This is a genomic window from Embleya hyalina, assembly GCF_003967355.1.
Classification (GTDB): Bacteria; Actinomycetota; Actinomycetes; order Streptomycetales; family Streptomycetaceae; genus Embleya; species Embleya hyalina.
Genome location: NZ_BIFH01000013.1, coordinates 584,388 through 603,865, shown reverse-complemented (window position 1 = coordinate 603,865; position 19,478 = coordinate 584,388). Strand labels below are relative to the sequence as shown.

Sequence of the window (19,478 nt, the reverse complement as noted above, 5' to 3'; positions counted from 1 at the left end):
AGGGGAGACCGACAACCGAGCCGCCTCCCCTGGTACGCCCTGCCGAACCGGACCGGACCGACGTCGGTCGACGTCGTCGCGACGCGGGTACCGAGGCTCAGAGTTTCTTGAGTGAAGTGGCGATGTTGGTGATCGCCGTGCCGACTCGCTCGACCGTGTCGGCGGTGTAGCAAAGCCGGAAGAAGCCGGGACGCGGACAGTGCATTTCTCCGCCGGGCAGGAGCAGCACCTTGGCGTCCGTGCGGAGGAACGCCTCCAGACGGGCTTCTCGTCGATCGATCTCGTGGTTGATCAGTACCAGGTCATCCGGAAGTTTGGCGCTGTCCAGGTACTTGCTCAGGTCGAGCAGGAAGAACTGGGCGGCATTGCGGCCGTTCTGGCCCTTTCCCACGTAGGCGATCTGCTCGTCGTCGAGCTTCTTGGCGGCCTTGTCGTGGGCGGCCTTCAGTTGTGTGGCGTAGTGCTGCATCAGCTTCGTCGGAAAGTCGCCGGGTTCGTGGGTGGTGCCGAACATCTTGCGCGCGTATGCGGCCTTGAGGGAGTCGAGCGGGCCGAACCACGACAACGACTTCCAGGTCTCGTCGCCCTGCATGACCTTGCGAACGTCGTTCGACTTGGAGACCAGGAAGCCGATGCGAAACCCCGACAGGCCGAAGTCCTTGGTCAGACCGTACACAAGGTGGATGCGGTCGGGGGCGGTGGCGTAGGCGTCCAGGGACAGGACGCTGGTGAATCCGCCCTTACCCGTGCTCTGGGAATGCGCGTAGATCTCGTCGGAGACGATGTGCATCTGGCGGTCGAGTGCCCACCGGCACACGTCCTCCAGCAACTTCTTCTCGTAGTTGACGCCCAGCGGGTTGTGCGGATTGGTGAGTACGAGCAGCTTGGGTTTGGGATCCGATACGGCTTCGTAGGCGCGGTTCAACGCGTCCACGGTCAGGTCGAGTCGATCGGGACCGTCCAGGCGCGCGGGTACGCACCGAAGTTGGGGGCGCTGTTCGAAACACCACAGGAAGCCGGGCCAAAAGGGCGCCGGCAACAGAACCCGGTCGCCGGGGGCCAGCACCCCGCCGTGGATCAGCGCGAACGCCAACGACTCCAGCGCCCCCGAACCACCGGCGGTGGCGTACACGTCGTACTCGGCATCGATGGCGGGTGAGAAGGTGTGTTGCAGGAACGTGGTGATCGGATCGAGCAGGTCCTGCTGTCCGTACGGCGGCAATACGTACTCGGCGTCCGGCTCTGCGAGTTTCACCTGGGTGAACACTTCCTTGTTCAGCATGTCGAACAACAGGACGTTGTTCGCGATGCCGAGGTTGAACACCTTCTCCGTGACGATCCGCGTGTATGCGACAAGGCGTTCCTCGGGGTCGGCGATCCGCCTCAGGCGTTCGATCGACACCGCCCGGTCGACACTCGAGGCAAGGGCGACATCCGCGTCCGGTGCGACGGTCTTCCGCGAAGATGTGGTCGTCATGATTCAAGCTCCTTGACGTTGCGGTGACTTGACGGGTGCGACGCACGGATCGAACGATCCCCACGTCCTGCGGCGGCGGAGTTCTTCACGCGCCGAGGAATTCCGGTCCGAAGTGTTGTGCCGGGTTCTTGGGGTCCGCCTCCTCGAGAAGCGGGGTCGCCAGACTCTCCAGTTTTCCCATCGCGGAGACCGCCGCGGACAGCGACTTCCGCCCGTCCCCGGATGTCGTCCACGCGTCCCGCAGGAGCCCGAGTACGACTTTGTACGCGCCGTTGAAAGCCGTCATCTTCTTCTGGACGTCCGCGCTCACCGTGTACTTGGTCGCATAACCGCCCTTGGGTACCTCGACCATGGGCCATGCCTCGGGGAAGGGCACGGGCAGGTCCTTGCTGTACTCCCATCGTCCCGTGCCCTTCTTGACGAGTTGGCCACCCGCCACGATCTGCGCGAACTTGTAGTAGTGGGCGAGTTCATCGGGTTCGTCGGAGATGCCGGGGACGGTTGCCGTACCTTCGCCCTGTGCCTTGATCTCGGCGATCGCACGCTCGATGTCGGCGAAGTCCTGGATCTCGAAGAGACCGAGTCCCACGTCGCCCAGTTGATGCGCGCGCGTGAGTGCCGGACTGTGCCGCCTCAGCCGTCTCAGCAGCGTGTCGTAGAAGGACCCGATCGTGACCGGAGTGCCGGTCGTCAGCGGCGGAAGGGACGGGATTTCCGGGGCTTCGATGGCCAGGTAGGTGCCCTTGACGTAGTCCTTGGTCAAGCCCTGGAGGTGAACGACCAGGTCGCCGCCCACTCCGCCCGGCAGAGTCTTCGGGTAGGCGGGAGGATCGATCTTCGGCTCTCCTCCGATGGCGGTGAGCATGTTGCAGGCCAGGCCCATGTGGAGCATTTCCTCCAGGACGACGCTCTTGATCAGGTCGTACGCGGGCTTGCCGGTGGCGCTCTTCTTGTCCTTGATCGACCACAGGCCGCAGAGATAGGCCGGGATGGTGGCGAGTTCCAGGTCGATCGCGCACTGCAGCTGATCCCGGATCTCGTCCATGTCCTTCGAGTTGTCGCGTAGGACGTGGTGAGAGATCCGCTCCGCGAGGGACGGTTCGACGAGGGTCGTGGTCATCTGATCCTCCGGTGGGTCGATGGACGAGCGGTGGCGCCGAAGGGCGCTCGACGGTCCGAGCGTGCGCCCGGCACGGTCGGCCGGCGACCTCTTGACCGCCATCCAGAGCAAACAACCAACCCGTTGTAGTGACTTTGTCTCCCCTGGGACGCCAAAGGGGCCGACGCGGGGCAACCATGGCTGCGTCTCGGCGGGTCCGGACCATCCGGTCACCGAGCGCTTCCCGCGTCCTCCCAACGCCCACACGCGATGCCGTACGCGAAAGGCACACCCTCGATGGCCCTGGCTACGCCGACCGAAGCTCCCGACGATGTCACCGCCCTCCGCGGGCGGGTCCGCGCACGACTTCTCGACCAACTCCTGGGGAACGGGGACGGGCACGTCCCCCTCGGCCTCGTCCACGGCCCGATCGCGGACCCGACCTTCACGAGCCACGGATGCCCCCTCCGACTGCCTTCGCTCGACGGAGCCGGCCCCGGCGCGGGAGGCGGCGGGGGCACCGCCCCGGAGGGGCCGGTGGTGGAAACCGGTGTGTACGAAAGACTCTTTCTCGACCTGGGTCCCTACGCGCCGGGCGACGACCAGATCGAGGAACTCGGTACTCCCGGCGGCCCGATGGACGTCAACCGACCGGACCCGAAGACCAAGAGATGCGCCCAGCCGGGCGAACGCATCCCGGATGCCTACCTGGCGAAACCGGCCGACCTGTCGAGCACCACCCCCGCGGACGCCGGCATCCCGGCGGGATACACGTACGTCGGTCAGTTCCTGGACCACAACATCACCTTCCAGGCCGACGCCGAGTTCGACCGGAACGATCCGGCCAAGACGACGAACTATCGCGACGCCCGGGTCGATCTTTCGCACGTGTACGGCCTCGGCCCGAAGACACAGTCGTTCGCGTTCTACGACAACGTGGAAGCCGGGAAGTTCTGGATCGACCCGGATCGTGAGTACGACGTTCCGCGAAACCCCCAGGACGTGCCCGTCATCGCGGATCCACGCGACGACAACACGATCATCACGATTCAACTGCATCTGGCGTTCATGAAGTTTCACAACGCCGTGGTCGACATGCTCAAGGGTTCGGTCCCGGACGCCTCCCTGTTCACCGAGGCGAAACGGCAGGTCGTCTGGCACTACCAGTGGATGATCCTGAACGACTGGCTTCCGAGAATCCTGGCGAAGGACGTCTACGACAGGCTCCGGAAGATCGCCGAGGAGCCGAAGGCCCGGTTCCCGCTCTTCAACCCCGATCCCGCGAAACCCGTCGCCCTGCCCGTCGAGTTCACTGCGGCCGCATATCGACTGCACTCCCTCCCGGTCGAGGAATACACACTCAACGACGTCACGACCGGGCACCTCTTCGACCTGCGCAGGCCGTTCTCCCGCCTGCGCCCCAGCCGGGTCGTCGACTGGCGACGGTTCTTCGTCGTACCGGCAACCGGATCACACGGCGGCGACGCACCACAGACCCAATACGCGAAGAGGTTCGATCGGCGCGTCATCCACGGGTTCCTGCAGATGCCGCCGCCGATCGACAGTCCGTTGAACTGGCTGGAGAACTCGGCCGACCGAAAGCCGTTGCCGAAAACCGCTCCGTACCAGGATCAGGACTACGCTCCGCTGTGTTCCATCGCCATTCGCAACATGAGACGGGCGAACAGTTTCACCGGAAAACACGGCAAGGGACTTCCGTCCGGAGAAGCCGTGGCCGCAGCCGTGTTCAAGGCATACGAAATCAAGCGGGACCCCTACACGGTGCAGGATTTCAACCTGACGAAGACGGCCGGCTTCACCAAGGATTTCGCGAACGTCCCGCTCTGGTATTACATCCTCGGCGAGGGCGCGATCGACGAGGTCAAGGCCAAGCGCCCGGACGTCGGAAGCCTCAAACTCGGCATCGTCGGCAGCGCGATCGTCGGCGAGGTGATCTTCGCGTTGGTGAAGGCCGATCCCGAGTCCTATCTCATGCATAATGCGTCGGCGGACACGAAGTGGCAACCGACCCTCGGCCAAAAGGGCGGCACGTTCTACATGTCCGACCTGCTGCGCGTCGCCGGGACCGTCTGACGGCTCGCCCGACCGGGAGCGGATGAATCCGCCTCCGGCTGTCGGTGCGGGTCACCGAATTCCACATCTCGTCTCGGGGGCATCCGGCATCCGAGACTTCCCACGAGCGAAAAGGCGGAGTTTAATTCATGTCCGATTCACCCAGAATTGATGCATTGCGTTACGACGACAAGCACGGGGTTGCCCCGGGCGAAGAGATCGTCTTCCTCGGCGAGTACTTCGAGGATGTCGATCACGCGGTCGTCTACGACAAGAACCAACAGTCCTTGGGCGTGCTGCTCGAAGCCCACCCGCAAGGCAAGGATTCGGAGGTCGCCGCGCGGCGCTCGTTGGACGACAAGCTCAAGGAGCAGCAGGTGTACCTGCAGCTTGTCACCGCGGACGGAAGTCGCTCCAGCAATCTCGCCGGCCCGGTCCGGTTCGTGAACCCGTAGGAATACGGCCGGGTGGCCTCCGGGCCGCCCGGCCGCCTCCACGTCCCCCCAGGACGGCGACGACCGCTCCTGCGGCCGCGTCGGAGAGCCCTTCGTTCTCCCGCGAGTCGCCGGACGCCGATCGCCCGGAAGGAAACGGAGTCCGCGCGGATGACCGACGTCGTCACGCCGAGGATCACGAGTGTTTTGTACGCCGAACACGGCTTCGCCTGGGGCGACGAGATCGTCTTCAGAGGCCGGGATCTGCTTCAGGTGACGCAGGCGGTCTTCTTCCGCCTGGATGGGGATCGGGTGGGCGAGATGATCGGGCGCGCGCCGGCCGAACCCTTCGGCAAGGACTCGGAGGCACGGTCGCGTCGCCCGTGGGACAACCTCGCACCGCAAACCGTGGCCGTCTGCGTGGAGACGGAATTCGGCGTCAGGAGCAACTCGATGAACATCGCCTTCGTCCCCACCTAGGAATCGACGCCGTTCTTTGCCTCCGCCTCCCGGAAGAAGCACATCGTCCGCCTGCGGAAGGAAGCAGGGCACATGACCGTCGGCTTCGACAACGCCTCGTTCGATCGGCCGGATCTCGGTCCGCCCCCACGCGCCGAGACCTACACCCGAGACCGCTCCCCCGGAATCCCGGGCTGGACGGTCTCCCGGGACGGGGTCGAACTCCACGCCCTCGAGCCGGGACACCGATGCCCGGGAACAACCCAGGCGCTGCGGCTGAAGAGCGGCGGGAACCCACCGGCAAGCGAGATCGACCTGCCGGGAGCCGTCCACCAGACCATCGATACCGTCCCTCGACGTGCGATCGTCATCGCCTGGATGGATGCGCCCGATTTCGTCGAGGACGATCACACCGGAGCGCCCGAACAACAGTGGTATTCGGTCACCATCGGGCCGACGGACGGTTCGACGGACTCGCTGCGTCGGGATTACCACCCGTCCGGTGCCGGCCCGCGCGACTGGGTCTCCCGGACGTTCGAGTACACACCCACGACCACCCGGACCAAAGTCGAGTTCGCGGCCGATCGTGTCGGTTATTTGGGTGCCTTCATCGCCAGGGTCGAACTCGAGTCGACACCGCCCTCGCCGGTGGACGACTGTGGGCGACTGGGCACAACGGAGATTTGCGTGGCGTTCGCCGCGGATCCCGGATTCGTGCTGAGCCTGGAGCAGAACGCACGGCGGGTCGATGTCGAGGCCGGACGGGCCCGCCCTTATCCGGCCTCGTTCACTCCGGAGATACGACATGGCGACGTGACCAGGGGGCACACGGTGACCGTGCTTCGCGACGCGGTGGATCAGGCCGCCGGTTTCATCGCTTTCACCTTGGATCGCGCCACCGGCCGCATCGATATCGATGCCGACGAAACAAACCTGCCCAATGGTCTCGAGGCCCGGCGGGTCGAGGGGGATTACAACCGAATTCTCTTCCGGTGGATCGGGTGAGTGCGCAGCGGATCAGGGGTGGTACTCGTCGACGATGACGTCGGTGACGACCGCGCCGCACACTCCATTGGTGCGAGAGGCATACGTGAGCGTGTAGTGGTTGTCGGTGACATCGAAGGTCAATGCCTTCGCGGCCGCCCAGTTACCCGGGCCACCGACGGGCTCGTACACATCACTCGCAACGATCCGTCCGGTCGTGTCCTTCACACTCGCGTCGTACGACTGCGTGGGTGCCGTGGGACACCCCTCGTATTGGTAGGGGTTCTGCGCATGCCGCCAGGTGATCGTCACCTTCGAGTGCAAGCGGCCGGGATAGAAGCTCTGCGCGATACCGCTCTTGTCGTCGCCGTTGAGACCCAACGCCTGATATTGATTGCGCGAAAAAGTGGTGCCGTACACCTTCACCCCCACGCGAGGTGCGATCAGATTCCACCCCTCGAGCAGGAATTGATTGGATTCGTCGACAAGTCTGTAGTCGTACCCCCCGACAGCGGGTCGTTCGAAGTCGCCGTTTCGAATCAACTGCGATTCCGTCGCAGCCGCCGGATACACGAGGAACGACGACGCGGACAACAAAGCGGCGATCACATTCACAATCGCAATTCCTCTGGTGCTTCCGTACCCGTTCATCGGTATTCCTTTCATGCCGGGTGATCGCTCACCTTCGGAGGCCGCCCGCTCTCGATGATCCGGCCTCGACGCCTCTCATTGCACGAGGCCAAACGGGTGAAACGCTCCACTCGACCGAATTCACCGCGCACTTCCTTTCGGTTTCGCCCGGCTGCGCGGCCCGCATCCATAGCATATTTGTCACACCAAATTAATTAATGACCGCCATGGGTCGTCTCTGCGATGACGGAACGTGAAAGGACGGAATAATGACCTGGACGGGTCATCTCGTGACGAACGGTAACTTTTCCGACGATGCGCACTTCAATTACATCACTCGCCTCGGCATTCGGGTGACCGGAGACAACTACTTCAGGTCTTCTTCCTTCGGAGGCTGGCGAACCGGACAATACATCGCCACCGATCGCAGTGACGTGGATGTCCTGAGCGGAAATGATCCCCTGGACCGGGGTGGCCTGCACTCCCAGATGACCGCCCCCGGAATGGATGCCATGGGATCCAACGTCGTGGACGTGAATGGTTACAACACACTCGGCTGGCTCGAACAGACGATCGTGACGCAGAAGGGTACGTCCTACGAGCTGAAATACTTCATCGGATATCCCGAGTCCAACAACCACGACCAGGGATTCAGCCCTTCCATCCGGGCCACCGTCATGGACGGAGGGTTCGGCGATCCGCGCCTCGGAGTTCCTTTGGCGGACCGCGTCGACGTGATTCCGAGCCACCGCACGGGGCAGTACACACCGCAGGGACTGGACTGGCGGAACACGCCGAACTGGCGAGCCGTCACGCTGGAGTTCGTTGCCCGAAGCAGTCGAACCACGATCCGGTTCGGCAACGCCGGGAGGAGTGCCCGTGTGCCACTGGACCTGTCGGATCCCGACGCCCTGGGTCACACGGGTGTCGAGCTCACCGATGTGAGCGTGCGGGAGACCGTTCCCGCTCGAACGTACGAGATCGAGGAGGTGAGCCCCAAGGAGCCCGTGACGGCCCCGGTGAACCAGAAGTTCGGCGAGGTGGGATTCCGGGTGGTCGACGACAAGGAGCATCTGCCGTTGCCGAACGCCCAGGTCCGCCTGGCGCTGAAGCCGCAGGGCACCGGCGCGCACTTCACGTCCGGCGAACAGACGACACGGGACACGAGCACGGACTCCGAGGGATACGTGTCTTTGGCGACCGGGGTCGTGAAAGCGGGAGGACACGAGGGCTACTTCACCGTCGACGTGTTCGTAGGCGAAGCCAAGGTCGGCGAGATCGACTTCAAGGTCGGGGATGTGGTGACGGACGAGTGGACGCTGACGCCGGTATCTCCGGTGAACACGAACGCGGGTGTGCCGACGGACCTGAAAGCCGTGCTGACAAAGGGTGGACACGGAATCGACGACAAGACGGTCGTGTTCACCGTGACGAACCCCGGCACGACGGGTCTGAGCCTCACGGAGCCGCTGTCGGGGCAGGTCCGGACCGGACCCGTCGACGGAATCCAGGGTACGGCCCGGCAACAGGTGAAGGCTTCGAGCGCGGGCCACGCCACGGTACACGTGTCCTACACACCGGCCGGCGGCACGCCGACCGGAACGGATATCACCGTGAACGTGTCCTAAGGGATCGTGAGTACGATCTTGCCCCGGATGTGGCCTCGGGCGGCGCGTTCGTGCGCCGCCCTGGCGTCCGCGAGTGGGAACGTGGCGTCGATCGCGACGCGGATCGTGTCCGCGTCGAGCAGGCGTCCCAGTTCGGCGAGTTGCGCGCCGTTCGAACGGACCTGGGTGCCCGTGACCGTGACGCCCAGCTCGGCGATTTCCGCTTCGTCGAACTCGCCGAAGAATACCGGGAATTGGGAGCCGCCGCGCTTGAGCGTGCGCAGGAGGCGCCTGCTGTCGGGGCCGCCGACGGTGTCGAGGACGAGGTCGACGTCGCGTACGAGGTCCTCGGGTCGGCTCTTGGTGTAGTCGATGAACTCGTCGGCGCCGAGCCCGCGCAGAAACGACTCGTGCGCGCCCGATGCCACCGCGACGACCCGTGCGCCCTTCCATTTCGCCAGCTGTAGCGCGAAGTGCCCCACGCCGCCCGCGGCACCGTTGACGAGCACCGTCACGTCGGCGCCGAGCGGTACCGGACGATGCCTCGCCGCCTGGAACGGCGACGGGTGATCGTGTCCGAGCTCGATCAGGAACTGCCACGCGGTGAGCCCGGCCATGGGTACCGCGGCGGCGTGCACGTGGTCGATGCCGGCCGGCTTGAGGGCGAGGTCGGCCGCGGGCGCGGTCGCGTACTCGGCATAGGTGTGGCCGTCGAAGCCGGGGAAGCGCAGGAGGCCGAAGACCTCGTCGCCGACGGAGAGGCCGTCCACGTCGGCGGCGACGGCCTCGACGACGCCGGACAGGTCCGTCCCCGGAATCACGGGCAGGTCGAACCGCGGCCTCGTCTCCGGGGGCAGGTTGGACATGCCGTCGCGCAGGTACCAGTCGGGCGGATTGATGCCGGCCGCCCGCACGCGGACGAGCACCTCGCCCGGCCCCGGCTCGGGAATCGGCACCTCCTCGTACCGCAGCACCTCGGGGCCGCCGTGCGCGTGGAGCCGGATCGCCCTCATGGTGCGTGTCGGCATCGTTCTCTCCTGTCAAGGCCACGGGATACGCTTATTCGGATCAGCGATCCGCATATGTGGATCACTGATCCGAATATATGGACCACTGAACCGGATAGTCAAGAGGGACGTGCGCATGCGGGCCGACGCCAGGAAGAACCGCGACCACCTGCTCGCAGTGGCGGGCACCGCCCTCACCGAGCAGGGCATCGACGTGTCGATGCGCGACATCGCGCGCAGGGCCGATGTCGGACTCGCCACGCTGCTGCGGCACTTCCCGACCCGCGAGGCGCTGCTCGAAGCCCTGCTCCGCACGAACTTCGACGAACTGACCGCACGGGCGGGCGAACTCGCCGAGACGTCGAGCCCGCCCGAGGACGCCCTCGTCTCGTGGGTGCGCGACTGTGTCGCGTGGACAACCGAGTATCGGGGCGTGACCGTACTGATGGCGGCGGCCATCGCGGACATCGACTCCGCACTCCACGCCTCGTGCGTCACCCTGCGCGCGGCCGGCGCGCGGCTCCTGACCCGCGCCCAGGCGGCGGGCACGGCACGAAGCGACCTCGACGGCGACGACCTGTTCGCGCTGGTGGCCATGCTCGCCTGGCTCGGCGATCAGCCCGCACTCGCGCCACGCGCCGATCACCTCTTCGACGTCATCGCGAACGCGATCCTGACCGGCACGGGCAGCGCCGACACCGAAACGCGCTGACGCCCGCCGGGGACCACACGCGGCGGAGCGACCGGACCGGCGTCACGTGCCACCGGCAGGTCGACGGGCGGGCCGCCGGGGCGGCGGTCGCCCCGGCTCCCGTCCCTCGGGTGAACTCGCCGACGTAGCCACTCGGTTCGTGTCCGGTCGCGGTCGGAACCGGAGGTCAGGGAGCGACGTCGGCCGGCGGAGTCGGCGGCGTGACCTCCTCGCGCAGTTCGTCGGCGGCCCGGGTGATCAGCCGGGAGAGGGTCGTGTCCGGGTCGGTCAGCCATCGGGACGCGGCGCGGCGGTGGATCGCCAGCACCACGTCGACGATGAAGCGTGCCCTGCCGGGCTCGACGCCGCGGCGCTCGAGCGCCCGCGCCAGCGCGTCGGCGATGTCGGCGAGCTTGATCAGATCGCGCTCGGCCAGTGCCGGATTGGCGGCGATCACCTTGGCGCGACGCAGCAGGAACTCGCGCGGGCGAAAGGTCTCCTCGGCGGTTCTCAGCGCGGTCAGCAGTGCCTCGAGCGGCGTGAGGTCCGGGTCGGTCGCCTCGACCCCGGCGACGAGGTGGGCCTCGAGTTCGTCGCCGGCGAAGAGGACTTCCCGCTTGTCGGGGAAGTAGCGGTAGAAGGAGCGCTCTTTAAGACCGGCGGCGCCCGCGATCTGCGCGACCGACGTGCGCTCGAAGCCCTGTGTCTCGAACAGTTCGAGCGCCGCGCGCTCGAGCCGGCCCTGTGCGTCGGATTCCCATCTCGGCATACCCGTCAGAGTACGACAACAGAAGCTGTCATCAGCTGGTACGGTCGATGACAACAGATGCTGTCATCATTTCGGCGTGGGAGATCGTCATGAGGGCTCTTCAATTCGACCGGTTCGGTTCCCCGGACGTGATCGTGCTCCGCGACGTCGCGAAGCCGGAGCCGGGACCCGGTCGGATCCGGATCGCCGTGCGGGCGTGCGGCCTGACACCGGCCGACTGGCACGTCGTCGACGGTCTCCTCGCCGACCGGCTGCCACCGCTGCCGCGCGGGCTCGGCCTCGAGGTCGCGGGCACCGTCGACGCGCTCGGCGAGGGCGTCACCGGCGTCCGGATCGGCGACCGCGTGTTCGGCCCGGCCGCCTTCGACGGCCCGACGGCCGGCGCCGCCGAGTACGCGCTGATGCCGGCCTGGGCACACATCCCCGAAGGCGTCACCTCCGAGCAGGCCGCCGCACTGCCGATGGCGGCCGAGACGGCTTGGCGCGCGCTCGACGACCTGGGCGTCCGGCCGGGTGAGCTGCTGCTCGTCCACGGCGCGGGTTCCACCGTGGGCGAGGCGGCGGTGCGTTTCGCGCTGCACCGGGGTATTCGGGTGATCGCCACCGCCGGGCCGACTCGGGCCGCCGCCCTGGAAGGGATCGGCGCCCGGGTGGTCGCCTATGGCCCGGGCATGTCCGAACGCGTCGGCGCACTGGTCGAAGGCCGCGTCGACCGCGCCCTGGACACGGCGCCGACCGGCGGGCGGATCGACCGCGCCGACCGGCCCGGCCCGGCCGGCGGGTCGCTGCCGACCCTGATCGAACTGACCGGGGATCCCGACCGTGTCCTCACCGTCTCGGACTTCGCCGCCGCGGCCGAACTGGGCGTCCGGATCACCACCGAGATCCGCTATGACCGGATGGACGAGTTCGCCCGGCTCGCCGGCGAAGGCGTCCTGGTCGTACCGGTCGCCCGCACCTACCCGCTCGACCGCATCCGGGAAGCGGCCGAACTCAGCCGCTCCGGCCACCCCGGCGGCAAACTCGTCCTCGTCCCGTGACCCCCCTGCCGACCCCAAGAAGGCCGGACCGACTCGACAAGGAGCGGCACCGGACCTCTCCTCCGGCGCACGAACCGAACGGCCCGACCACCGGCCCGCTCACCGCCGTCGCTCGACGCCGGCTCGGCGGACCGGTGCCGGTCCGTACGCGGTCGGTGGGCTGCCGAGGAGGGTTCCGAACGCCGTGGTGAACGCGGCGGGGTTCTCGTAGCCGAGTGAGGTCGCGACCCGGGAGACCGGCACCCCCTCCGCCAGGTGCCGCAGGGAGTGCAGAACGCAGGCACGCTGTCGCCACTGGGTGAAACTCAAGCCCGTACCGGCACGAAACAGACGACCGAGAGTGCGTTCACTCACGTTGAGGGCGGTCGCCCAGCGAGCCGGCGGGTCGTGGATGTCGGGCTCGCGGAGAAACGCGTCGCACAACCGGCGCAGCCCCGGATCGGCGGGAAGCGGCACGTCGAGCGGAAGCGGTGTGAGGTTTCTGATCTCGTGGAGGAGCAGTTCGATGACGACGGCGTCGCGGCCGTGGTCGGGATAGCGCGGCTCCATGTCGACGGCGTCGAGGATGAGCTCCCGCAGCAGCGCGGAGACGTCGACGACGCGACAGCGCGAGGGGAACCACGGGACGGCGCTCGGCTCGATGTAGAGGCTGCGCGTACGGACGCCCGTCATGGTGACCTGGTGGGCGGTCAGGGGTGGGATCAGTACGGCGCGGTCGGCGGGGACGGTCCAGGTGCCGTCGATCGTCTCCACCCGCATGACGCCGGTGACGGCGTACAGGAACTGGGTCCGCCGATGCTCGTGGAACGGGAGCAGGTGGTCGTGGGGATAGTCGGTGCCGACGGCCAGCACGGCGCGGTCGAGGTCGTCCACCTCCGCGACGGGGATGTTGCGCATGAAACGAAGCTACCTCCTCCTGTCCGCTGCGCGTAGGAACATGGCGATCGATCGATTGCCCGCCGGCTACGCACGTCCGTAGCGTTCCAGCAGTGCCGACCACCTCTTTCCTCGTCCTCTTCCTGTTCGGCTGCCTGACCGGCGTCACGACGGTGCTCTTCGGTTTCGGCGGCGGTTTCATCACCGTTCCGGTCGTCTACGGCTTCCGGACGGTCACGGCGGATTCCGGCGCCGACGCGATGCATGTCGCGGTGGCGACGTCGACGGCGGTCATGCTGGTGAATTCGCTGACCGCCACCCTGGTACAGCTGCGCCACGGGCGGCTCCGCCGGGAGTACATGTGGCCGCTGCCGGCCTTCGTCGCGATCGGCGCCGGACTCGGATCCCTCACGACCACCTGGGTCGAAGGCCCGCTGCTACACCTCCTTTTCGCCGTCTATCTGGCCGTGACGATCATCGACAGCCTGTTGCGAAAGGGATTCCTCGTACCCGCGCACGCGGTACGACCGGCGCCCCTCGGACGGCTCACCACCACGTTCGGCGGAGCCGGGATCGGCGCGGTCGCCGCGTGCCTGGGAGTGGGCGGAAGCGTCATGACGGTTCCGCTCCTGCGGCGCAGGGGCCTCCCCATGGCCGACGCGGCCGCGATGGCGAACCCGCTGAGCCTGCCCGTCGCCGTGGTCGGGAGCATCGTGTACGCGCTCGCCGCCACCTCCTCGGCGCACACGGGCCGGGTCGGCTACGTCGACCTGATCTCCTCCGCGGCGCTGCTCTGCGGTTCGCTGCCCACGATCGCCCTGGTGAAGCGCATCGGCCGCCGCGTCCCGGACCGCGTCCACTCCATCGCCTACATCGCCCTACTCGTCGTCGTCCTGCTCGCGATGCTCACGACCGGACCGTGATCCCGGCCCGCACCATGCCTCGGCCGAAGCCGCACAACCTTCCCGTCACCGTCGTCCCGCGCCGGGGATCCGGTGGGCCGCGACGTGGTTCGCCCAGCGTGACAGGGCCCCGGACGGTGATCCGCGGGCGACGGGTTCCGGCGCGCGGCCCGGCGCCGGGCCGCGCGCCGGGCCTATGCCGTGCGGAGCCTGCGCTGCCACGTCGTGGCCGCGGGCCGCCCGGGCGGGCCGACGGGCGTGGGCGGGCGCGGTCGGGTACCCGTCGTGGGGACGTCCTCGGCGACGGCGGCGACGCGGTACGCGCCGGGGGGCATGCCCGTGGCGGTGCGGAAGGCCCGGTTGAACTCGGCGGGCCGGGTGAATCCCCAGCGGGCGGCGACGGCGTGCACGGGCAGGTGGGCCATGGCCGGGTCGGCCAGGTCCCGTCGGCAACGGTCCAGGCGCCGGTGGCGGACGTAGGCGCTCGGCGACGTGCCGTGCGACCGGAAGATCCGCTGCAGGTAGCGGGTCGAGATCCGGTGGGCCGCCGCGATCGCCGCGGGGCTCAGTTCCGGGACGTGCAGGTGACGGTCGACGAACGAGACGATCCGCAGGAACAGGACGTGCTGCGAGGATCCCGACGCCGGCGCGCCCTCGCCGTCGGCGTGGTGGGCCACCACGGCCGCGGCCAGGTCGAGCGCGACATGGCCCAGCCGGGCATGGTCGTCGAGTGTGTAGAGCGCGGGCTCGTCGGCCACGTCGGTCATGAACCGGGCCAGGAGCCGGCCGACTCCGCGAGTGCCGCACAGGGGGGTCGCCAGCAGTCGCGCGACCCTGGGCTCCGGTACGGGCAGCAGTCGTTTCGGGAACTGCAGCAGTACCGACCCGGACGCCGTGTCACAGTCCTCGGCACGGACGTCGAAGGGGCGGGAGCTGTCGACCAGGACGAGGTCGCCCGGTCCCAACGAAGCGTGGTTGTGGGCCTGTTCGACACCCTGACGTCCGTGGCGGAGCAGGGCGAGCAGATACACCTCGGGGTCCGCGCGCCGGATCGCCGCCGGGGTCCGCCGACATACCCGTGACCCGTGGGAGACCGCGGATATCCGGACGATCCCCCGGGTCACGATCGACACGCGCGCTCCGTGGGCGGGTGGGTTCGGCGGCTCGGACGCCGCGATCGTCGATTGCGGCGTGTCCGTCCCCCGCGCCGGCCCGCCCGTCCCCCGCGCCCGGGCCGGGCTGCCGTCCCGGGGTAACGCCTCTTTGTCGAACACCGTTTCCATGATTCCCCCGTTCGGATCGACCGGACTCTCCGACCGGACGACTCCCGACGTGCGGGCGACTCCCGGTACGTGGACGACACGGCCGTCGCCGGCCCGGCCCCGTGCCCCGGCGCGGTCCGGTGGTCGTGCCGCCGGGGACACGTCCAAGCCTTCGGGGGCGGGGAATTGTTGCGCAGGCGGGTCGGGCGACCGAAACAATCCTCGGGATCAACGGGTTTCCCGGGGTGATCTTCGGGATCCGGCCGGATTCGCCACTGGTCGGGGCCGGCGGGACGCGGGTACCGTTCCGGGTGGCGTGGGATTCGGGTTTCTCGGCAACGCTCGTGGGAGGGGAACCGGTGGCGGGACGTCCGGAGAAGCCGCTGGACCCGGGTGCCGGGCCGGTGCAGCGGTTCGCGTACGAACTCCGGCGATTACGGGCCGACGCGGGCGGCCCCACGTATCGCGAGATGGCTCGGCAGGCCGGCTCTTCGGTCACGGTGTTGTCCCGTGCGGCGGCCGGCGAGCAGTTGCCCACCCTGAAGGTCGCGCTGGCCTATGTCGCCGCGTGCGGTGGGGATCCGGACACCTGGAAGCGGCGATGGCAGGAGGCGGCGGACGAGGACTCCCGGCCGCTCGACGACGTCCCGTCGCCCTATCCGGGCCTGGCCCGGTTCGAGATCGAGGACTCCGAGCGGTTCTTCGGCCGGGATCGACTGGTCGACGACGTCCTCGACCTGGTGCGCACCCGTCGGCTGGCCGCGCTCGTCGGGGCTTCGGGCAGCGGCAAGTCCTCGCTGCTGCGCGCCGGGCTGATCCCCCGGCTGCGGCGACCCGACGGCGACCCCGGCGCCGCGGCCCCGTTCGCGAGTCCCCCCGAGATCCGGATCCGTACCCCCGGGTCGCATCCCGCCGATGTGCTCACCGCGTTCGCCCCTCGGGGCGGCGACGGGGAAGCGGACGTGGGCGGGGACGCCGACGGGCACACCGGCGACATCGTCGTGATCGTCGACCAATTCGAGGAGATCTTCACGCTCTGCCGGTACCGGGCCGAACGCACCGAGTTCCTGAACGGCCTGATCGCGGCCGTCCGCCGGCCCGAGAGCGGGGTGCGCGTCGTCATCGCGGTACGCGCCGACTTCTACGGTCGCTGCGCCGAACACCGGCAGTTCGCCGAAGCGTTGCGCGAAACCACCCTCCTGGTGGGCCCCATGACGCCCGCCGAACTGCGTCAGGCCGTCGTCGGGCCCGCCCAGACGCACGGCCTGATCGTCGAACGGGCCCTGACCGCACGGTTGGTGGAGGAGGTGCGGGGCGAACCGGGCGGACTGCCGCTGCTGTCGCACGTGATGCGGGAGATCTGGCGCCGACGTCGCGCCCGAACCCTGTCGGTGGAGGCGTACGAGGCCGCGGGTGGCGTCCACGGCGCGATCGCGGCCACCGCGGAACAGGTGTGCGCTGGGCTTCCGGCCGAGCAACTCGTGCTGGTCCGCCGGGTGTTGCTGCGGCTGATCACGCCGGGCGAGGGAGCGCAGGACACCCGACGTCCGGTCGCCCGCGCCGAGTTGGAGGGGGTCGGTACGAGCGGGCCCGGGCACGGGACGGGGCGGGCGGAGGGCATCTCGTCGATCCTCGAACAGCTCGTGCAAGCCCGTCTGGTCACCCTCGACGGGGACAACGTCGATCTGGTCCACGAGGCGCTGATCACCGCCTGGCCCCGGCTGCGGGCCTGGATCGACGAGGACCGCGAGGGAATCCTCACCCACCGGCGGCTGACGGAGGCGGCCGGCGCGTGGGCCGACTTCGCGCGCGACCCGGGCACGCTGTACCGGGGCACCCGGCTGGCGGTGGCGCGGGAGTGGGCCGACCGGGATCGCCATCGCGACGAACTGACCGAACGCGAAGAGGACTTCCTCGCCGCGAGCATCGCCGCCGAGGACCGCGAGCGGGCGGCGGCGGCCCGGCGCACCCGTCGTCTGCGGTATCTCGCGGCGGGCCTGGCCCTGCTGCTGGTCGCGGTGACGGTCGTCGGCGCGGTGGCGCTGGAGCAGCGTCGCAGCGCCCTGCGCTCCCGGGAGACCGCGCTGTCGCGCCAGTTGGCGGCCCAGGCGCTGAACCTGGCCGATTCCCGGCCCGGGACGGCGATGCTGCTGAGTGTGGAGGCGTATCGCACCGCGCACACCGCGGAGGCGCGTGGCGCCCTGCTGAGCATGTCCACGCGTCGCTTCTATCAGGCCGAGTTGGCCGGTCACGCCGACGCGGTGTCGGAGGTGGCGTACAGCCCGGACGGCACCCTGGCGAGCGTCGGGCGGGACGGGAAGGTCATGTTGTGGGACTCCCTTCGCCGCGTCCTCCTGGCGACGCTGACCGCTCATCCCGGTTGGTTGCGGGCGGTGGCCTTCAGCCGGGACGGGCGATCGATGGCCACGGGTGGGGACGACGGCCGGGTCGTGGTGTGGGATGTGGCGCAGCGCAGGCCGAGGGCGGCCATGACCGGCTACGGGGCCTCGATCAGGGGTGTCGCGTTCGGCGCCGACGACCGGACCGTGGCGGCGGCCGGCGACGACGGCACCACCGCGGTGTGGGACGTCGAGAGCGGGCAGCGACGGCTGACCCTGACCGGGCACGCCGGCCGGGTGTGGTCGGTGGAGTTCAGCCCGGACGGCCGCACGATCGCCACGTCCGGCGCGGACCGCACGGCCCGGCTGTGGCGCACCGAGGACGGCGCCCCGCTGGCCGTGTTGACCGGCCATACCGCCTCCGTCGACTCCGTGGTGTTCAGCCCGGACGGAACGCTGCTGGCCACGGGCAGCCAGGATCGCACCGCGCAGCTGTGGGACATCGCCCGCGGCACGAGCGTGGCCGTCCTGCGCGGCCACGAGGCGGAGGTCAGGGCGGTGGCCTTCAGCCCCGACGGCCGCACGCTCGCGAGCGCCGGCCAGGACCATCTGATCAAGCTGTGGGACACGGCGCGGCACACGCTCGGGGCCACCTTCGTCGGGCACGGTTCCAATATCTACGGCCTCGCCTTCCATCCGCGTGGCGACCGGTTGGCCGCGGCGGGCGAGAGCGGCACGGTCTCCCTGTGGGATCCGACCAGGCGTCCGCTCGACGGGCACTCGGACCGGGTCAACGACATCGCGTTCAGCCCCGACGGCCGCACCCTGGCCACGGTCGGCACCGATCGGGCCACCCTGCTGTGGGATCTCGCTCGCGGCTCCCGCCCGCGCGCGCTCGCCCCCGGGACGAGCGCGATCCGGGCGGTGGCCTTCAGCCCCGACGGCCGGACCCTGGCCACCGTGGCGGGCGTCTCCCCGGACAGCACCAACGGCCCCGCCCAACCCCCCGACCCCGACGAGCAGGTCCTCACGCTCTTCGACCTCGCGGGGAGCGGCCCGCCGGTGCGGCTGATCGGCCACGCCGAACGGGTGACGGACGTGGCCTTCAGCCCCGACGGTCGCACGATCGCCACCGCCAGCGTCGACAAGACGGTCATCGTCCGGGACGCCGTGCGGCACACACAATCGGCCCGCCTGGTCGTGGACACCGGCGCGGAGGGCAGCGGGGTCAACGCGATCGCGTTCAGTCCCGACGGCCGCACCCTGGCCACCGCCAACTACGACGGACGCGTCACCCTGTGGGATACGACCCGGTGGGTTCGTACGGCCGTCCTCACCGGACACACCGGGCAGGTCCGCGCGGTGGCCTTCAGCCCCGACGGCCGCACCCTGGCCACCGCCGGCATCGATCAGACCGTGCAGTTGTGGGACCCCGCCCGACACACCCGACGGGCCGTGCTCGCGGGCAGCACCGGCACCACGATCTCGCTGACCTTCAGCCCCGACGGCCGCACTCTGGCCACGGCCAACGCGGACACGTCCGTGATGATCTGGGACGTCGCCGACCGCACGCGTCTGGCCACCCTGACGGGTCACACCGGACAGGTCCGCACCGTGGCCTTCGGCCCCGACGGTCACACCCTGGCCACCGGCGGCGACGACCGCGTGGTCCGCCTGTGGGACACCGACCCCGCCCGCACGGCGACCGACCTGTGCGCCACCCTCGCCCGCGACCTGACCCGGGAGGAATGGCATCGGCTGATCCCGGAACGGCCCTATCGACACACGTGCGGCGCGGGGTGACCCGGATCCGCTCGCGGTCGCGGCGG

The 19,478-nt window shown here is 68.8% G+C and carries 16 protein-coding genes; 9 read left to right on the top strand and 7 right to left on the bottom strand.

Annotated features, from left to right (window positions below):
- Positions 1–97 precede the first annotated feature (97 nt).
- Both EMA17_RS02625 and EMA17_RS02620 read right to left on the bottom strand, forming a co-directional pair.
- Entirely contained in the window at positions 98–1,477 is a 1,380-nt protein-coding gene (locus tag EMA17_RS02625; protein WP_126635197.1) for a pyridoxal phosphate-dependent aminotransferase, read from the bottom strand.
- A gap of 85 nt (positions 1,478–1,562) precedes the next feature.
- Complete coding sequence (locus EMA17_RS02620) at positions 1,563–2,597, bottom strand: ferritin-like domain-containing protein (protein WP_160161288.1); 1,035 nt, start codon at positions 2,595–2,597, stop codon at positions 1,563–1,565.
- Positions 2,598–3,116: 519 nt separating this feature from the next.
- On the opposite strand from EMA17_RS02620, the gene EMA17_RS02615 reads away from it, so the two are divergent.
- The 4 genes from EMA17_RS02615 (at position 3,117) to EMA17_RS02600 (ending at position 6,547) form a co-directional block, all read left to right on the top strand.
- On the top strand, positions 3,117–4,670 hold the full coding sequence (locus tag EMA17_RS02615) for a peroxidase family protein (RefSeq protein WP_126635195.1): 1,554 nt from the start codon (positions 3,117–3,119) through the stop codon (positions 4,668–4,670).
- A 128-nt stretch (positions 4,671–4,798) separates the two neighbouring features.
- On the top strand, positions 4,799–5,104 hold the full coding sequence (locus EMA17_RS02610; protein WP_126635194.1) for a hypothetical protein: 306 nt from the start codon (positions 4,799–4,801) through the stop codon (positions 5,102–5,104).
- Between the two features lie 150 nt (positions 5,105–5,254).
- Positions 5,255–5,563 carry a hypothetical protein gene (locus EMA17_RS02605; protein WP_126635193.1) on the top strand — a complete coding sequence of 103 codons (309 nt, stop codon included), beginning with the start codon at positions 5,255–5,257 and terminating at the stop codon, positions 5,561–5,563.
- Positions 5,564–5,635: 72 nt separating this feature from the next.
- A complete protein-coding gene (locus EMA17_RS02600; protein ID WP_126635192.1) occupies positions 5,636–6,547 on the top strand; it encodes a hypothetical protein in 912 nt (303 codons plus the stop codon).
- 12 nt (positions 6,548–6,559) lie between these two features.
- On the opposite strand, the gene EMA17_RS02595 is transcribed toward EMA17_RS02600, so the two are convergent.
- Complete coding sequence (locus EMA17_RS02595; protein ID WP_126635191.1) at positions 6,560–7,141, bottom strand: hypothetical protein; 582 nt, start codon at positions 7,139–7,141, stop codon at positions 6,560–6,562.
- 284 nt (positions 7,142–7,425) lie between these two features.
- Here EMA17_RS02595 and EMA17_RS02590 point away from each other — a divergent pair, with 284 nt between their 5' ends.
- Positions 7,426–8,784 carry a hypothetical protein gene (locus EMA17_RS02590; protein WP_126635190.1) on the top strand — a complete coding sequence of 453 codons (1,359 nt, stop codon included), beginning with the start codon at positions 7,426–7,428 and terminating at the stop codon, positions 8,782–8,784.
- Here the strand turns inward: EMA17_RS02590 and EMA17_RS02585 are convergent.
- Positions 8,781–9,791: an NADP-dependent oxidoreductase gene (locus EMA17_RS02585; protein WP_174861288.1), complete on the bottom strand. Its 1,011-nt coding sequence runs from the start codon at positions 9,789–9,791 to the stop codon at positions 8,781–8,783. The genes EMA17_RS02590 and EMA17_RS02585 overlap by 4 nt on opposite strands.
- Before the next feature lie 115 nt (positions 9,792–9,906).
- On the opposite strand from EMA17_RS02585, the gene EMA17_RS02580 reads away from it, so the two are divergent.
- Positions 9,907–10,482, top strand: coding sequence for a TetR/AcrR family transcriptional regulator (locus EMA17_RS02580; RefSeq protein ID WP_126635189.1), 576 nt, complete (start codon positions 9,907–9,909; stop codon positions 10,480–10,482).
- A 166-nt stretch (positions 10,483–10,648) separates the two neighbouring features.
- Here the strand turns inward: EMA17_RS02580 and EMA17_RS02575 are convergent, their stop codons facing one another.
- Complete coding sequence (locus EMA17_RS02575; protein WP_126635188.1) at positions 10,649–11,230, bottom strand: TetR/AcrR family transcriptional regulator; 582 nt, start codon at positions 11,228–11,230, stop codon at positions 10,649–10,651.
- Between the two features lie 89 nt (positions 11,231–11,319).
- Between EMA17_RS02575 and EMA17_RS02570 the strand changes: the two genes are divergently transcribed.
- On the top strand, positions 11,320–12,270 hold the full coding sequence (locus EMA17_RS02570) for an NADP-dependent oxidoreductase (RefSeq protein WP_126635187.1): 951 nt from the start codon (positions 11,320–11,322) through the stop codon (positions 12,268–12,270).
- A 99-nt stretch (positions 12,271–12,369) separates the two neighbouring features.
- Here the strand turns inward: EMA17_RS02570 and EMA17_RS02565 are convergent, their stop codons facing one another.
- Positions 12,370–13,167: an AraC family transcriptional regulator gene (locus tag EMA17_RS02565; protein WP_126635186.1), complete on the bottom strand. Its 798-nt coding sequence runs from the start codon at positions 13,165–13,167 to the stop codon at positions 12,370–12,372.
- A 92-nt stretch (positions 13,168–13,259) separates the two neighbouring features.
- Between EMA17_RS02565 and EMA17_RS02560 the strand changes: the two genes are divergently transcribed.
- Positions 13,260–14,069 (top strand): sulfite exporter TauE/SafE family protein, encoded by an 810-nt coding sequence (locus tag EMA17_RS02560; RefSeq protein ID WP_126635185.1) that lies wholly within the window; start codon positions 13,260–13,262, stop codon positions 14,067–14,069.
- A gap of 173 nt (positions 14,070–14,242) precedes the next feature.
- Here the strand turns inward: EMA17_RS02560 and EMA17_RS02555 are convergent, their stop codons facing one another.
- Positions 14,243–15,181: a helix-turn-helix domain-containing protein gene (locus EMA17_RS02555; RefSeq protein ID WP_160161287.1), complete on the bottom strand. Its 939-nt coding sequence runs from the start codon at positions 15,179–15,181 to the stop codon at positions 14,243–14,245.
- A 488-nt stretch (positions 15,182–15,669) separates the two neighbouring features.
- Here EMA17_RS02555 and EMA17_RS02550 point away from each other — a divergent pair, with 488 nt between their 5' ends.
- Positions 15,670–19,452, top strand: coding sequence for an nSTAND1 domain-containing NTPase (locus EMA17_RS02550; RefSeq protein WP_126635183.1), 3,783 nt, complete (start codon positions 15,670–15,672; stop codon positions 19,450–19,452).
- Positions 19,453–19,478: the final 26 nt, after the last annotated feature.